General features: G+C 46.4%; 14 protein-coding genes. 11 read left to right on the plus strand and 3 right to left on the minus strand.

The features are described from left to right. Window positions 1-152 precede the first annotated feature (152 nt). Both L865_RS0111600 and pepQ read right to left on the minus strand, forming a co-directional pair. Window positions 153-764 carry a YigZ family protein gene (locus tag L865_RS0111600; RefSeq protein ID WP_028773389.1) on the minus strand — a complete coding sequence of 204 codons (612 nt, stop codon included), beginning with the start codon at window positions 762-764 and terminating at the stop codon, window positions 153-155. 43 nt (window positions 765-807) lie between these two features. After that, window positions 808-2,130, minus strand: a complete 1,323-nt coding sequence (gene pepQ / locus L865_RS0111605) for a Xaa-Pro dipeptidase (RefSeq protein WP_028773390.1) — start codon at window positions 2,128-2,130, stop codon at window positions 808-810. A gap of 267 nt (window positions 2,131-2,397) precedes the next feature. On the opposite strand from pepQ, the gene fadB reads away from it, so the two are divergent. From fadB to L865_RS0111635, 6 genes are all read left to right on the plus strand, one after another. After that, window positions 2,398-4,551, plus strand: a complete 2,154-nt coding sequence (gene fadB, locus L865_RS0111610; RefSeq protein ID WP_028773391.1) for a fatty acid oxidation complex subunit alpha FadB — start codon at window positions 2,398-2,400, stop codon at window positions 4,549-4,551. A gap of 21 nt (window positions 4,552-4,572) precedes the next feature. After that, window positions 4,573-5,736, plus strand: coding sequence for an acetyl-CoA C-acyltransferase FadA (fadA, locus tag L865_RS0111615; RefSeq protein WP_028773392.1), 1,164 nt, complete (start codon window positions 4,573-4,575; stop codon window positions 5,734-5,736). A 127-nt stretch (window positions 5,737-5,863) separates the two neighbouring features. Beyond that, on the plus strand, window positions 5,864-6,331 hold the full coding sequence (gene ybaK, locus L865_RS0111620) for a Cys-tRNA(Pro) deacylase (protein ID WP_028773393.1): 468 nt from the start codon (window positions 5,864-5,866) through the stop codon (window positions 6,329-6,331). A gap of 126 nt (window positions 6,332-6,457) precedes the next feature. Then, a complete protein-coding gene (tusA, locus tag L865_RS0111625) occupies window positions 6,458-6,703 on the plus strand; it encodes a sulfurtransferase TusA (RefSeq protein WP_028773394.1) in 246 nt (81 codons plus the stop codon). A gap of 152 nt (window positions 6,704-6,855) precedes the next feature. Then, window positions 6,856-7,293, plus strand: a complete 438-nt coding sequence (locus L865_RS0111630) for an MOSC domain-containing protein (protein WP_028773395.1) — start codon at window positions 6,856-6,858, stop codon at window positions 7,291-7,293. 231 nt (window positions 7,294-7,524) lie between these two features. Continuing rightward, the gene (locus L865_RS0111635; RefSeq protein WP_028773396.1) at window positions 7,525-10,713 is read left to right on the plus strand and encodes an amidohydrolase family protein; all 3,189 of its coding nucleotides are present in this window, start codon (window positions 7,525-7,527) and stop codon (window positions 10,711-10,713) included. 147 nt (window positions 10,714-10,860) lie between these two features. On the opposite strand, the gene L865_RS0111640 is transcribed toward L865_RS0111635, so the two are convergent. After that, window positions 10,861-11,424, minus strand: coding sequence for a DNA-3-methyladenine glycosylase I (locus L865_RS0111640; protein WP_028773397.1), 564 nt, complete (start codon window positions 11,422-11,424; stop codon window positions 10,861-10,863). Window positions 11,425-11,531: 107 nt separating this feature from the next. Between L865_RS0111640 and glyQ the strand changes: the two genes are divergently transcribed. The 5 genes from glyQ to pxpA all read left to right on the plus strand — a co-directional run bounded on the left by glyQ (window position 11,532) and on the right by pxpA (window position 16,956). Next, window positions 11,532-12,437, plus strand: coding sequence for a glycine--tRNA ligase subunit alpha (gene glyQ, locus L865_RS0111645; protein ID WP_028773398.1), 906 nt, complete (start codon window positions 11,532-11,534; stop codon window positions 12,435-12,437). A 12-nt stretch (window positions 12,438-12,449) separates the two neighbouring features. Further along, on the plus strand, window positions 12,450-14,519 hold the full coding sequence (glyS, locus tag L865_RS0111650; protein WP_028773399.1) for a glycine--tRNA ligase subunit beta: 2,070 nt from the start codon (window positions 12,450-12,452) through the stop codon (window positions 14,517-14,519). A gap of 119 nt (window positions 14,520-14,638) precedes the next feature. Next, window positions 14,639-15,316, plus strand: a complete 678-nt coding sequence (pxpB, locus tag L865_RS0111655; protein WP_037471043.1) for a 5-oxoprolinase subunit PxpB — start codon at window positions 14,639-14,641, stop codon at window positions 15,314-15,316. Beyond that, window positions 15,303-16,232, plus strand: a complete 930-nt coding sequence (locus L865_RS0111660; RefSeq protein WP_028773401.1) for a 5-oxoprolinase subunit C family protein — start codon at window positions 15,303-15,305, stop codon at window positions 16,230-16,232. Before pxpB ends, L865_RS0111660 begins: the two co-directional genes overlap by 14 nt. Next, the gene (pxpA, locus tag L865_RS0111665; protein WP_028773402.1) at window positions 16,225-16,956 is read left to right on the plus strand and encodes a 5-oxoprolinase subunit PxpA; all 732 of its coding nucleotides are present in this window, start codon (window positions 16,225-16,227) and stop codon (window positions 16,954-16,956) included. The genes L865_RS0111660 and pxpA overlap by 8 nt, the downstream gene beginning before the upstream one ends. Window positions 16,957-16,992 lie beyond the last annotated feature (36 nt).

Consider the following 16,992-nt stretch of genomic DNA (forward strand, 5'->3'; position numbering starts at 1 on the left):
AGGCCAGCATCTACTGGCGGCATTTGCGGCTATTTTCGCACAAATCATTGGGTCAGCACAGCGATTAGTCATGCCAAACCAACCCGATAACAGGAGCGCAGCTTAATTCGTTGTAGCAATTAAATATATTAGCGGCTGCGGCACATAATTCATTAGTCCAAACGTAGCTGTAACTGCCCCTGACTAATCGTGGCCAAATCTGCATTGAGTTCAGTTAAACTTGCTTTAGGTATGGCAATAATTAATGTGACTTGATCGGCAAAGACTCTGTCTTCGATTAACGCATTAGCCTTACTAACAAAATGCTCTATATCTTTAAGCTGTGCATAATCACACGCTAAGCTAACACGATAACGTATCTGCTTTAAGCTAGTCGGTAACAGCTTAACTGCTTGCTTGATACCAGAGCTATACGCCCGAACCAAGCCACCCACGCCTAACTTAGTGCCGCCAAAATAACGGATAACAACCGCGCCAATCTCACCGATATTCGCTCCCTGTAGTGATGCCAACATTGGCCGGCCGGCACTGCCCGCAGGTTCACCATCATCACTGGAGCCAATCGCGACCTGATTGTCGGGGGCAGCACTGACAAACGCATAACAATAGTGATTAGCCCCAGGATACTCAACCTTAAGGTTAGTAAGTACACACTTAAACACCTCTTCACTATCACAATGAAACAGTACCGTGATAAACCTGCTATGTTTAATCTCCTCTTCAAACGTATAGGTTTGTGCCGGGATTAAATAACTTTCGCTCAATTGACGACCCTTTTATTGTGAGTGAACAACGATGCCAAGCCAGCTAATCATTCAAGCCTAAGTCTCGGGTCATGTTTTCTACGCGATCATTATGCACGATAACGTTATCTTCAATACGAATGCCGCCGAATGGGCGCAATTGCTCAACCGTATTCCACTGTACCATTTGGCTACGTTTGTCAGCTTTAAGCGGCGCCAGCAATGAATCAATAATGTATAAGCCTGGCTCAATGGTGAGCACTTGGTTTACATCTAACGTGCGAGTACAACGTAAAAATGGGTGCGCTTGTGGCGGAGCGATATGGGTACCGCGCTCGTCATGTAAAAACCCACCCATATCATGCACCTGCAGACCCAACATATGCCCTAAACCATGGGGGAAAAATGCCGCCGTTACGCCAGATTCAATTAAATCCGCAACCTCTCCATTAGCCAAGTTAAAATCAATCAGGATTTGCGCTAGCTTTTGATGGGTAGCGACATGCAGATCAACATATTTGACCCCAGGGCGCATCATATCGATAATTTGACGCTGCAGCACATCAACGGCTGTAATTAGCTCGCCAAATAGATTCTTTTCAAACGCGTAAGTGCGAGTAATGTCAGCCGCATAACCAGAGAAGCTTGCACCGGCATCAATTAAGAAAGAGTGACGCTCTGCCGGCGCATGATGTTCAAGTGCTGTGTAATGCAATATCGCCGCGTTTTCATTTAATGCCACAATATTGCCATAGGGCATCTGGTTTTCACCTTGATCGGTTGCCGCTAAATAGCTTTGCTGAATTTCAAACTCACTTGCTCCGCCATAAAACGCACTTTTTGCGGCTAAGTGCCCTTTTACCGTGATGTGGTTGGCCTGACGCAGACACACAAGTTCATAGTCGGTTTTTGTGGCACGGTGATAGTGCAAGTAGCTAATCACAGCTTCAGGGTTGCGAGCCGTAAACCCTAGCACTTCGGCCACATCAATATGTTCACCAATATAGGCCCATTGGCCAACTTGGTTGGGTAATAGCTCAGCCACTTTGTCGGCTTTAGTGAGTAACTTGATATCTAATTCTTGAGTCCAAAACGCAGTAGGTACATCGGCAACTTTGTGCCAAAAATCTTCAGGGCGATAAAAAATTAACTGTGGTTTGTCTTTACCGTTAACCAACAACCAGCAATGGGGGTTATCAACCACAGGCAGCCAAGCTTTAAAATGCGGGTTAACCTTAAAGGGATAGTCCATGTCATCGAGAAATTGGCGGTGTGGCTGCCCTGAGTGAATAACCAGTCCAGCAAGATTCTCTCGAGCACAAATTTCAGCAACACGACGATTGAGCTCGGTGATATGTGCCGGATACAGTGCGGCTAATTTTTCCATGGCTAGTTCCCTTTTGTATTTTTAGGACATTTGCACCAATTGTTTGCTGTCATATCGGTGCATGACTCTGTTTGCTAAAGTCTATCATAAAGGCGAATTTATCGGCTAACTGAAGAAAATTAAACAACCGTTTAAATTGGGTGTTGAAATTTTTTCAAATACAACGCACACTGTCTGGCAACTGGTCAAATGATGGCCTGCTGTGAGAAAGCCTTACCCTCGAATAATGATAAGTTGACTGGGTATCACGCAAAAAGGAAGCAAGCAATGATCTACCAAAGCCCTACGATTCAAGTTGAGATGCTTGAAAATAATATAGCCAAATTATGTTTTAATTCGCCAGGCTCGGTGAACAAGTTTGATAAAGAGACACTGGATTCCCTCAACGCTGCACTCGATAGCATTATGCAGCAACAAGCAGATATCAATGCTGTCTTGGTCACTTCTGCAAAAGACACCTTTATTGTAGGCGCTGACATTACCGAATTCTTAGGTCTATTTGCTCAACCAGAATCTGTGTTACATGAGTGGATTGTGCAAGCCAACGACGTATTCAATAAGCTTGAAGATCTGCCCTTCCCAACTATCTCAGCGGTGAAAGGTTTTGCACTTGGTGGCGGCTGCGAAGCAATTTTAGCAACCGACTTCCGTATCGCTGACAGCAGTGCCCGTATTGGCCTCCCAGAAACTAAATTGGGCCTTATTCCAGGCTTTGGTGGCACAGTAAGACTACCTCGGGTAATTGGCGCTGATAATGCACTAGAGTGGATTACATCAGGTAAAGAGCAACGTCCAGACAAAGCCCTACAAGTCGGCGCCATTGATGCAGTTGTTGAAGCTGACGTACTTGAACAAGCTGCGATTCAAATGCTCAAAGATGCCCTATCTGGTGACTTAGATTGGCAAGCTCGCCGCGCTCAAAAGCAAGCGCCGCTAACACTGCCTAAGTTGGAAGCCATGATGTCATTTGCCACCGCCAAAGGCATGGTATTCAAAGTGGCTGGTAAACATTACCCAGCGCCTATGGCTGCGGTTGACGTGATTGAAAATGCATCACAAGGTGACCGAAGTGCAGCACTAGCAGTTGAACATCAAGCCTTTATTAAACTAGCTAAAACAGAGGTCGCACAGGCATTAATTGGTATTTTCCTTAATGACCAATTGGTTAAAGGCAAAGCTAAGAAAGCAAGTAAACAAGCGCAAGCAGTTAACAGTGCGGCAGTGCTTGGTGCAGGTATTATGGGTGGTGGCATTGCATATCAAAGTGCCAGTAAAGGCACACCGATTGTCATGAAAGACATTGCTCAGCCAGCATTGGATCTTGGTTTAGGTGAAGCATCGAAGCTACTTGCGGCGCAGATTAAACGCGGCCGCTCTACCCCAGCCAAAATGGCGAAGGTGCTAAATAACATAACCGCGACTCTGGATTACAGCGCAGTTAAGCAAGCCGATGTGGTGGTTGAAGCGGTTGTTGAACATCCAAAAGTTAAGGCAACGGTATTGGCAGAGGTTGAACAGCATGTGAGTGACGATGCCATTATTACCTCTAACACATCTACCATCTCAATCAACTTGCTGGCTAAAAGCCTGAAAAAGCCTGAACGTTTCTGTGGTATGCACTTCTTTAATCCTGTGCACAAAATGCCGCTAGTTGAAGTTATTCGTGGTGAAAACAGCAGTGAAGAAACCATCGCTTCAGTCGTCGCTTATGCAAGTAAGATGGGCAAAACCCCTATCGTAGTGAATGATTGCCCAGGCTTCTTCGTCAACCGTGTTTTGTTCCCTTACTTTGCGGGCTTCAGCGGCCTACTTGCCGATGGTGCTGATTTCAAAGCCATTGATAAAGTGATGGAAAAGCAGTTTGGCTGGCCAATGGGGCCTGCTTATCTGTTAGATGTTGTAGGCCTAGATACAGGTCATCATGCGCAAGCGGTAATGGCCGAAGGCTTCCCAGACCGTATGGGTAAAACCGGTAAAGACGCTATTGATGTGATGTTTGAAGCTGAACGCTTTGGCCAGAAAAATGACAAAGGTTTTTACCAATACTCAATCGACCGTCGCGGCAAGCCAAAGAAAGACCTTGACCCAGTCGCATACGAGTTATTAGGTAATGCCTTTGGTGAGTTAAAAGAGTTTAGTAGCGACGAGATTATTGCCCGCACTATGATACCGATGGTTATTGAAACCGTACGTTGTCTAGAAGAAGGTATTATCGCTTCGCCGGCTGAGGCTGATATGGGGCTGGTTTACGGCTTAGGTTTCCCACCATTTAGAGGCGGCGTATTCCGTTATATTGACACCATGGGCGTGGCCAACTTTGTTGCTCTAGCTGACCAATACGCACATTTAGGTGGCTTATATCAAGTTACTGATAATATGCGTGAACTTGCTAAAAACAACGGTAGCTACTACCCAGCCTAACAGCCCAGAAGGATCAAGAAAATGAAACAAGCAGTAATTGTAGATTGCATCCGTACTCCAATGGGCCGCTCTAAGGCCGGAGTATTTAGAAATGTACGTGCCGAAACACTATCAGCTGAGCTAATGAAAGCCTTGTTGGTTAGAAACCCTCAACTGGATCCAAACACGATTGAAGATGTGATTTGGGGCTGTGTTCAACAAACACTTGAGCAAGGTTTTAACATTGCTCGAAACGCAGCACTATTAGCTGGGCTACCTAAACAAGCTGGCGCGGTGACGGTTAACCGTTTATGTGGTTCCTCAATGGAAGCCATTCACCAAGCTGCTCGCGCAATCATGACCGGCATGGGTGATACCTTTATTGTTGGTGGTGTTGAACATATGGGTCACGTGCCGATGAACCACGGTGTCGACTTTCACCCAGGGCTTGCCAACAATGTCGCAAAAGCCTCTGGTATGATGGGCTTAACCGCGGAAATGCTGGGCAAAATGCACGGTATTAGCCGCCAGCAACAAGATGAGTTTGCAGTTCGTTCACATCAACGCGCCCACGCAGCCACCATTGAAGGCCGTTTTGCCAATGAGATTCATGCCATTGAAGGCCATGATGCCAGCGGTGCACTGATTAAAGTAGCACACGATGAAGTCATTCGCCCAGAAACAACCATGGAATCACTTGCAGGCTTACGTCCGGTGTTTGACCCCGCCAATGGTACGGTTACCGCAGGCACCTCATCGGCACTGTCTGATGGTGCATCAGCCATGTTAGTCATGGAAGAAGAAAAGGCCAAAGCTTTAGGTTTACCTATTCGTGCACGTATCCGCTCAATGGCCGTTGCCGGTTGTGATGCAGCTATTATGGGTTACGGCCCAGTACCAGCTACGCAAAAGGCCTTGCAACGTGCTGGCTTAACTGTTGCAGATCTTGATGTGATTGAGCTTAACGAAGCTTTTGCTGCACAATCACTTCCTTGTGTGAAAGACCTTGGGTTAATGGACGTTGTCGACGAAAAGATTAACCTCAACGGTGGCGCTATCGCCCTCGGCCATCCACTTGGTTGTTCAGGTTCACGCATCTCTACCACGCTGATTAATCTTATGGAAAGTAAAGATGCGACCTTAGGTCTTGCCACAATGTGTATCGGTCTAGGTCAAGGTATCGCAACGGTATTTGAAAGAACCTAAAGACTCATAAATTTTGCAAAAGGGTGCCTTAGCGGCACCCTTTTTTATTGCCTTAAGTTAATGTTTCACGTGAAACATCGGCAGTGATATGATCAGCCTACACCTGCTTTCACTAAGGTTTCAACCAATGACACCAGCGATAAACTGCCTAACACGAGCCAAAATAAAGTTCGACATTCATACTAATCAGCATGATGAAGCGGTTAAATCCTACGGACTGGAAGCCGCGGAGAAGCTTAATCTTGATGTAAACAGTGTTTTTAAAACCTTAGTTGTGCAAGTAGATAACCAAGGTTTGGCGGTAGCAATTATTCCTGTTCACCTTAAGCTAAACCTAAAAGCGTTGGCAAAAGTTTTTGCAGCCAAAAAAGTTGCTATGGCACAGGCGCAGGATGTATTACGTTCTACAGGTTATGTGCTTGGTGGGGTTAGTCCGTTAGGACAGAAAAAGAAACCCCCTACTGTGTTAGATACCCGTGCAGTTAATCAACCTGAGATTTATGTTAGTGGCGGCAAGCGTGGCTTAGACATTAGCTTGTCTGTTAAGGACTTGATCGAGTTAACTAGGGCAAAAACGGCTGACATAGCGAACTAGACACCCTAATGTTTCACGTGAAACATGTTTATCGACTCATCTCACAAAAGTGATCGATAGGCTTGGATTAGCCCCTGCTCTCGCGTAATATTAGCCTCTTCTGTTACACCCATAAGGTTTGTAAGTATGACCGATCAATTCTCTCAAGCTCAGCATCAACTTAACGCATTAGGACTTCGATGCCCTGAGCCCGTTATGATGGTCCGTAAATCTGTGAGAAAAATGGCTGATGGCGAAACTTTACTTATTGTTGCCGATGACCCAGCGACAACTCGCGATATTCCAAGCTTTTGTGAATTTATGGATCACACCCTTATCGCAAGCCAAACAGAATCAACACCCTACCAATACCTGATAAAGAAAGGTTTATAACCCAAGCGGTCCCCATCCTCGACCCAATTTTTCCTACCTAGGCCCGCCGTATACAGCAGCTCCGCTTCCTGACTTGTTATAGTCATGAAGACTATTGCCACCTTCAGTAGTGATGTTTACACTGATTGCATTCGGCAAAAGGGAGAATCACCATGGCAAGTCTGCTTGGCATTAGCTATAAGACCGTAAAAAAAGGCCCAATGATAGAAACTGGGAGTGCACTGGTCACCACAACATCTGGCGTAGCACAGGATGTGTTTGGTCGCCCAGGTAAGAGACAAGTTACCGTCATGTCAGCAGAGCAGTGGCGAGTTGCGTGCGACAGCATTAATGTTGACCTGCCGTGGACTACTCGCCGAGCTAATTTGCTCGTAGAAGGGCTTTGCTTTAGTCAGCAAGACTTAGGCAAGACCCTGGAAATTGGAGCACTCAAGCTGCTGATCACTGGCGAAACGGATCCCTGTAAGAAAATGGAGATAGCGCAACCAGGCCTTGAAAATGCCCTACTTCCAGACTGGCGCGGCGGCGTGACTTGTCGTGTAGTTAATGATGCGACCATCGCCATTGGTGATACGGTTATCCTAAGTTAGTCCAGAGAATATTCGCTCGAATACCCCACACACCAGCAGCCGTTAGGCTGCTTTTTTTTGCCATTAAAATTATGTCACAGAAAAGTTGTTTTACTGCTGCTAAATATGTGCGATAAATACCAGTCAGCCTCATCCCTAGATTGATGCTAACTGCAACAAAGCGATACTAGGGAGCCTGCGTACCCGCTACTGGTACCTACACAACTATAAAAACAACTAGCAGGGAATAACATGCTAAAACTAAAACTTACACCGCTATGCACTGCTATCGCATTAAGCTTAAGCAGCGCGGCATTTGCAGAAACCAACACCGAAGAAGCCAAAAAGTGGCAAGTCAATGCACCACAAGATGCCCCTTTGCAGCAAGTTGCTGTTGATGTCACCGAAGGCACATGGATGAACGTGAGTGTCAGCCCTGATGGTAAGCACATCGTGTTCGATTTACTTGGTGATATTTATCAAATGCCGATTTCTGGCGGCGAAGCTAAACCTCTAGCTTCAGGCATTGCTTGGCAAATGCAGCCTGTTTATAGCCCCGATGGCAAATATATCGCGTTTACGTCTGATGAAGATGGCGGCGATAACATTTGGATAATGAACGCTGATGGTAGCAACCCACGCCCTGTGACCAAAGAGACATTTCGCTTATTGAACAGCCCTGCATGGAGCCCAGACTCGCAATACTTGGTGGCCCGTAAACACTTTACTGGTAGTCGTAGTCTAGGAGCCGGTGAAGTGTGGCTGTACCATGTCGCAGGTGGTGATGGTGTTAAACTCACAGAACGTCCCAATGAGCAAAAAGATCTTGGCGAACCCGCCTATTCACCTGATGGACGTTATATCTATTTTAGCCAGGACGCCACCCCCGGCAAGACCTTCCACTACTCAAAAGATTCTGTAAAAGGCATCTACAAGATCAAGCGCTACGATACTCAGACTGGCGACATTGAGGTGCTAATTGAAGGCACGGGTGGTGCGATACGTCCAACCCCGAGTCCTGATGGTAAAAAACTCGCGTATATTAAGCGTGATGGTTTTCAGTCTACCCTATATTTACTCGATCTAAAATCAGGTGCAACTGAAAAGCTATACGATAAGCTTGATCGTGATATGCAAGAAACATGGGCGATCCATGGTGTTTACCCCACCATGAGCTGGACTGCAGATAACGAGCAGATCGTATTCTGGGCAGGCGGTAAGATCAACAAACTTGATGTTGCATCTAAGCAAGTAGACAACATTCCATTTGCCGTTAAAACTGAGCGTGCAGTTCAGCCGTCAGTGCGTTTTACCCAAAACCTAGACCAAGACCAGTTTGATGTAAAAATGCTGCGCATGGCGCAAGTATCACCAGATGGTAAAAAAGTGGTTTACGAGGCCCTAGGTAAGCTATGGATAAAAAGCCTACCCGATGGTTCAGTTAAACGTTTAACCCGCTTAGATAGCGATCTACGCGAACTATACCCACAATGGTCTAGAGATGGTAAGCAATTAGTTTTCACTACTTGGGATGATGACGACCAAGGCAGCGTCCGCGTAATGACCTTACGCAACAAACGCGTAAAAACACTCACCCAAGAACCTGGCAAATATGTAGAACCTACCTTCTCTCCCGACGGTGATATGGTGGTTTACCGCAAAGCGAAAGGCGGTAATGTGACGCCAACAACGTGGTCACAAGAGCCGGGCTTATATCGAGTCACAACAAAAGGTACCGACACATTCAAATTGTCAGCCAAAGGGTATCAACCACAATTTGGCGCTGACAACGAACGTGTTTACTTCATGGACTACGGTGACACACCACAACTGTCATCCATCAACATGCACGGCTTCCAACCTCAAGTGCACTATACCAGTAAGCATGCTACAGAATTTAGGGTGTCGCCTGATGGTAAACAGTTAGCATTTGCAGAGCGCTTTAGAGTTTATGTTACCCCGTTTGCTAAACATGGTGAAACTATCCAAATTGGCCCTAAAGCCAGTAGTTTACCGGTTAGCCAGCTTAGTGTAAGAGCGGGTGAAAGTATCAGTTGGAACAACCGTAGCAACCAGCTGTACTGGACCTTAGGTCCTGAGTTATATCAGGTAGGTGTCGACACTAATTATCAAGCAGATGCAGACAAAGCTGAGCCAACAATTACAGAGATCGGCTTTAGCCAAGAAGCTGATGTTCCACGTGGAACAGTAGCATTTGTTGGCGGACAAATTATCACTATGGAGCAAGACCAAGTCATTGAAAATGGCGTAGTGATAGTCAAAGACAATAAGATCATTACAGTTGGTGAAGCCAATACTGACATTCCAAGTGGCGCTAAAGTCATTGATATTAAGGGCAAGACTTTAATGCCCGGTTTGTTCGATGCTCACGCCCATGGTGCTCAAGCAGACAATGAGATTATTCCTCAGCAAAACTGGGAGTTATACTCCAACCTTTCACTAGGTGTAACGGCTATCCACGACCCTTCTAATGACACCACCGAAATTTTTGCCGCAGCAGAACAGCAAAAAGCCGGTAACATTGTCGGCCCGAGAATCTTCTCAACCGGTACCATTTTGTATGGCGCAAATGCGCCAGGATATACTTCCCACATCGATTCACTGGATGATGCCAAGTTCCATTTAGAACGACTGAAGAAAGTGGGTGCATTCAGCGTCAAGAGTTATAACCAACCGCGCCGGAACCAGCGACAACAAGTGATCACCGCAGCACGTGAACTTGAAATGATGGTAGTACCGGAAGGCGGAAGTTTGCTGCAACATAACCTCACTATGATTGCAGATGGTCATACAACCATCGAGCACTCATTACCTGCTGGTGCAATCTACGATGATGTTAAGCAGTTCTGGAGCCAGACAGAAGTTGCCTATACACCGACATTAGTCGTGGCATACGGGGGGATTTCAGGAGAAAACTATTGGTATGATAAGACCGATGTTTGGGCTCACCCGCGTCTATCTATGTATGTTCCCAGTGATAGATTAGAAGCCCGTTCAATGCGTAGACCCAAAGCGCCCGATGCTCACTACAATCACTTCAACGTGGCAAGAGTCGCAAACGAAATGAATGAGCTGGGAATTAAACCTAACATTGGTGCCCATGGTCAGCGTGAAGGTTTAGCAGCTCATTGGGAAATGTGGATGTTTGCTCAAGGTGGTATGAGTAACCTTGAAGTACTAAAAACTGCCACCATAAACCCAGCAAAAACATTTGGAATGGATCATCAGATTGGTTCGGTTAAAGCGGGTAAGTTAGCTGACCTGATTGTTATTGATGGTGACCCACTAACTGACATCCGCCAAACTGATCGAGTGAGCTATACCATGGTTAACGGTAAGCTGTTTGACGCCGAAACCATGAATGAGCTAAATGGTGACAAAAAACAACGTAAAAAGTTTTTCTTTGAAACCGATAAGTAGTCGTCAAACTTAGGTTTCAGGAAAATTAATTTTTTTGTCAAAATTGATTAGCAAAAAAGGCATGTTCCACGTGGAACATGCCTTTTTATTCATTACGAGTTGTCAATTATTAAACGCCCCAACCTAAAATTTATAGGAAGAGCTGATTTAACTTTTACTATAACAAAAACAATCTGTTGTATGATCGTTAACCATGCCTACCGCTTGCATAAACGCATAACAAATAGTCGGTCCGACAAAGTTAAATCCGGCTTTTTTAAGCGCTTTAGACATTGCTTCTGACTCCGTCGTTTGCGCTGGCACCTCAGCCATAGACTTAAACTGATTATTAATCGGTTTACCACCAACAAAATCCCACAAAAATTGGCTAAAATCGATTCCCTGCTGTTCCATAGCGACAAAAGCGCGCGCATTGCGAATAATGGAATTAATCTTCAATCGGTTCCGGACAATGCCAGAATCCTGCATTAAGGTCTCGACATTTTGCTCATCATATTTCGAGACAATATAAGGATCAAAATTAGCAAAAGCCGCTTCGTAATTTTGTTGTTTCTTAAGAATGGTTATCCAAGACAAACCTGCTTGTTGACCATCTAAACATAACTTGGCAAACAACTCCTGCTTATCATAAACCGGCCTTCCCCAAACATTATCATGATATGCCTGATATATCGGGTCATTACCAACCCAACTACAGCGTGTCGTATCCATCAGAAAATCCCATTTTTTCGCTATTGAGTTAGAAAATAACCTACATAAGCGTAATTCTACAAGGTATAATCGAAACCATTTTCTATCACCAGCCGACAGTAGTAGACATGACGACGAAACACGACATCAAAACATTCCAGGGATTTATCTTAACCCTGCAGGAATATTGGGCGCAGCAAGGTTGCGCAATTGTTCAACCATTGGATATGGAAGTCGGCGCGGGTACATTCCACCCGATGACTTTTTTACGCTCTCTAGGCCCTGAGCCAATGAGCAGTGCTTACGTCCAGCCATGTCGCCGCCCGACCGATGGTCGTTATGGCGACAACCCAAACCGTCTACAACACTACTATCAATTTCAGGTGATCTTGAAGCCTTCTCCATCAAACATCCAAGAGTTGTACCTTGGCTCGCTTGAAGCATTGGGTGTCGATATGGGCGTACATGATGTTCGCTTTGTTGAAGACAACTGGGAATCGCCAACACTCGGCGCATGGGGACTCGGCTGGGAAGTGTGGCTCAATGGTATGGAAGTTTCACAGTTTACCTACTTCCAGCAAGTGGGCGGTCTAGAATGTAGCCCAGTAACAGGTGAGATCACCTATGGCCTAGAACGCTTGGCGATGTATATTCAAGAAGTTGATAGTGTTTACGACCTGGTTTGGACAGATGGTCCTATGGGCAAGATCATGTATGGCGATATCTTCCATCAAAATGAAGTTGAACAGTCTACTTACAACTTTGAACACGCTAATGTTGATGTCCTATTTAAGCAGTTTGAAGATTGCGAACAAGCCTGCAATGAACTGTTAGCGCTGGAAACGCCCTTGCCATTACCTGCCTACGAGCAAGTAATGAAGGCCTCACATGCCTTTAACCTACTTGATGCACGCCATGCTATCTCGGTGACAGAACGTCAACGTTACATTCTCCGCGTTAGAACTATGGCTAAAGCCGTTGCAGAATCTTATTATCAAGCGCGTGAAGCTCTTGGCTTCCCAATGTGTAAGTAGAGGTACCTTATAATGAAATTTGAAAACTTACTCATTGAAGTAGGCACAGAAGAACTGCCACCAAAGGCATTAAGAACACTTGCTGAGTCGTTTGTTAGTAACTTCACTGACGAACTAAACAAAGCTGAATTGAGCTTTGAATCAGCAACTTGGTATGCGGCGCCACGCCGTTTAGCAATAGCAGTAAACCAACTGGTGGTTGCCCAAGCGGACAAAGTCGTTGAAAAGCGCGGCCCAGCTATCGCTCAAGCGTTCGATGCTGACGGAAATCCAACCAAAGCAGCCATGGGTTGGGCACGCGGTAATGGCATCTCAGTTGATCAAGCCGAACGCCTAGTCACCGACAAAGGTGAACGGCTACTGCACAAAGCAAAAGTTGTCGGCGTTGAAACCCAAAGCCTCGTTGCTGACATGGCCCAGCGCGCTTTAGATAAACTACCTATCCCTAAGCCTATGCGTTGGGGTAGCAGTAAAACTCAATTTATTCGTCCTGTGCACACGGTCACCATGTTATTTGGCAGCGAGCTTATCGCTGGCGAGTTGCTAGGTATTAAATCAGCAAGGACTATTCGTGGCCACCGGTTCATGGGTGTTGATACATTTGAATTAGACCATGCTGATAACTACCTCAGCAGCTTGAAAGAACAAGGTAAAGTGGTCGCCGATTACGAAGCACGTAAGAGCCTGATTAAAGCAGATGCTCAAGCGGCAGCCGAGAAAATTGGTGGCGTTGCTGAACTAGAAGATGACCTGCTAGAAGAAGTTGCATCATTAGTTGAATGGCCGGTTGTGCTATCAGCCAGCTTTGAAGAAAAGTTCCTCGATGTGCCAGCTGAAGCTTTGGTTTATACCATGAAGGGCGATCAAAAGTACTTCCCGGTATTTGATAGAAATGGCGCGCTACTGCCGCACTTTATCTTCGTGACCAACATCGAATCTAAAGATCCACAGCAAATCATTTCTGGTAACGAGAAAGTCGTTCGCCCTCGCCTTGCCGATGCCGAATTCTTCTTCGAAACTGATAAAAAACAAAGCCTAGAGTCACGTCTATCTAGCTTAGAAACCGTGGTATTCCAAAAACAACTGGGTACCATCAAACAACGCGTCGAGCGTATCTCTGCACTGGCAAGCTTTATCGCAAATAGCATAGGAGCCAATCAAGAAGAAGCGGCTCGTGCAGGCCTGCTGTCTAAGTCAGATTTGATGACCAATATGGTGATGGAATTTACCGATCTGCAAGGTACCATGGGGATGCACTATGCACGCCTAAATGGTGAAGCAGAGTCTGTAGCGGTTGCACTTGCACAGCAATACAAGCCAAAATTCTCTGGTGACACAGTACCAACAGCACCTATTTCTGTGTGTGTTGCTTTAGCGGAAAAACTCGATACGTTAGTGGGTATTTTTGGTATTGGCCAAGCCCCCAAAGGCGCTGCGGATCCATTTGCACTGCGCCGTGCCGCCATTGGTGTTTTACGCATCTGTTTAGAGAACAACTTGCCGCTCGATCTCGTCGACCTTATCGCCGAAGCACAAGCACTGCACGGTGACAACCTCACTAATGAGAATGTTGCAGAGCAAGTACTTGAGTTTTTTATGGGCCGCTTCAGAGCTTGGTATCAAGACCAAGGCGTTAGTGTTGATGTGATTCTGGCTGTACTTGCTCGTCGCCCTACGGCACCCGCTGACTTTGAAAGTCGCATCAAAGCCGTTGCACATTTTAGAACACTGGAGCAAGCCACAGCACTAGCAGCAGCGAATAAGCGTGTATCAAATATCTTAGCGAAAGTAGAAGGTGAATTACCTTCAACTATTAAACCTGAGCTATTACAAGAAAATGCAGAGCAAGCGCTCGCAGCACAACTTGATAAGTTAGCCCCGCAACTGGCACCGCTTTTTGCTGCGGCGAACTACCAACAAGCGCTTCAATTACTTGCTGAACTGCGCGACACTGTGGATACCTTCTTCGAAGATGTGATGGTAATGGCAGACGATGAAGCCCTTAAGCAAAACCGCCTAGCTTTGCTTGCAAGTCTACGAGCGCAATTTTTGCATGCCGCGGATATCTCCTTGCTGCAATAGCAAAGACTAGCAAAATACAAAATGCACCTTCGGGTGCATTTTTTGTATCTGGCTTAGGTTGTTTTTCCGCAATAATCACTCCACACTAATCACCACAACGCACAATAAGAGAACGACTTTTGGGCAACCCGATAATCTACCGACTGGGCGAAAGAGCATTGGTACTCGATCCCACACCTTCGACACCTATCAGCATGGCACTGCAACGCAAACTATGTTGGATAGCTGACTTATGCCGCGACAGACAAGAGATCATCAGTGCAGTACCGGGAATGAATAATCTCACCCTCACCCTTAGCGCTATGAGTCATATTCCATCATGGCAACAGCAACTTCAACAGCTATGGGATGAAGCCGAAAGTGCACAATTATCAAGCCGGCACCATGTTATCGAAGTCAAATATGGTGGCCGTTATGGTGGTGACCTTGATGCGGTCGCACGTCATCATCAAATAACCACCGATGAAGTCATCGCGTACCACACCGCCCCCAGCTATCAAGTATGTTTTATCGGCTTTATGCCTGGCTTTGCCTATCTAACTGGCCTAGATAGCCGTATCGCAACACCAAGATTAGCAAGCCCACGCCAAAACGTGCCCGCTGGTAGTGTCGGTATTGGCGGTGAACAAACCGGGATCTATCCGGCAATGAGCCCTGGAGGTTGGCAGCTAATCGGTCATTGCGATATTGAATTATTTAGCCCAAATCACAACCCGCCTAGCTTACTTCAGCCCGGTGACAGCCTAAGCTTTACTGCGTTAAAGCCCGTTTCGCGAGGAACACATGCTGCTAATTAATCAACTTGTCGGCATGGCAACCATTCAAGATTTAGGTCGGTACGGCTATGGCCATTTGGGCGTAGCCCAGTGTGGTGCTATAGACCGCCAAGCACTGCTACTGGCAAATAAGCTACTTAACAACTTAGATGATTGTGCCGCTATCGAGTTTACCGCCAGCCTCACTGTCACTTTTAATCAAGATTGTTGGTTCACCATCACCGGCGCCCCGTTTATCGCCAATATTGCTCAGCGAAATATATGGCACGGGTGGCGCAATCGTGCCCGTAAAGGTGAGACACTGACCATCATGGGACCGAAACAAGGCCGCTTTGGCTACCTTGCAGTAGAAGCTGGGTTTAGGGTCGACTCTGTTATGGCTAGCGCCAGTACAGATATAAACAGCGGTTTTGGTGGCTTAAATGGACGACTATTACAAGCAGGAGACCAAATCGGCATCAATCCCAGCAACACCAATATAAGTAAGCCTGTTGGCGCGGTGATTAGACAAAACAATCGTAAGTTACGGGCGCTGCCCGGCCCAGAGTTACAGCATTTTACTCCCCAAAGTCGCCAAGCATTTTGGCAGCAACACTGGCAAGTCAGTGACCAAAGTAACCGCATGGGTTATCGATTAAGCGGCGAGACACTACAGACGCACAACTTAATTGAAATGCGCTCACACGGTGTCATGCCTGGCGTAGTACAAATACCGCCAACCGGTGAGCCTATTGTATTAATGGCAGATGCTCAGGCCACTGGCGGTTACCCCCGCATAGCAACGGTAATAGAAGCTGATCTATGGAAACTGGCCCAATGCCAACCGAGTGACCACGTTCAGTTTGAGCATGTCAGCCCAGCACAAGCCGATGAAGCCAACCAAGAGTGGCAACGCTACTTCTACCGACTGCAGCGAGCGATGAATCACCATGGCTAAGTCAAAATATATTATCGATATCAATGCCGATCTGGGCGAAGGCTATCAATTTGACAGCCCTTTAATGGCGTTGGTGACTTCAGCGAGTATTGCCTGCGGTGGCCATACCGGTGATACCAAGTCAATGCAGCAAAGTGTGCTGCTGGCAAAACACCACGATGTGCGCATTGGTGCTCACCCCAGCTACCCTGATCCTGATAATTTTGGTCGTCGGCCAATGCACTTAGCAGCCAATGAGCTAACCGCTAGTCTAATTAAGCAAATAAGCGCCCTAGATGCCATATGTGACGCTTTTGAGTGCAAAATTCACTATGTAAAGCCCCACGGTGCTTTATATAACCAGGTGGCCCACAGCAGCCGAGAAGCACATGTTTTGTTTGATGCCATGCAGGCTGTTAACCCTAATTTGGCATTGATGGCACTTGCCAATAGTCCGATAGTCACGCTGGCACAACAGCAAGGCATACCGGTGATTGCTGAAGCTTTTGCCGACAGACGATACCTTAACGATGGTCAACTAAGCCCGCGTAGCCAAGCTGGATCAACAATCGACAAAGTCAGCGACGTGGTACAGCAAGCCAAAGCGATAGCCAGTGGCCAAGCTATTACCACCATCGACAGCCAACCCCTGACAATTGCCGCACAGTCATTATGTCTACATGGCGATAACGCCCATGCGCTGCAATCTGCTGAGCGGATTTGTCAGGCACTAATATCGCAATAATCTTTTTGGCTTAAGCACGAATGGTTCGAGCTGATA

It is taken from the genome of Shewanella waksmanii ATCC BAA-643 (genome assembly GCF_000518805.1).
GTDB classification, from domain to species: domain Bacteria; phylum Pseudomonadota; class Gammaproteobacteria; order Enterobacterales; family Shewanellaceae; genus Shewanella; species Shewanella waksmanii.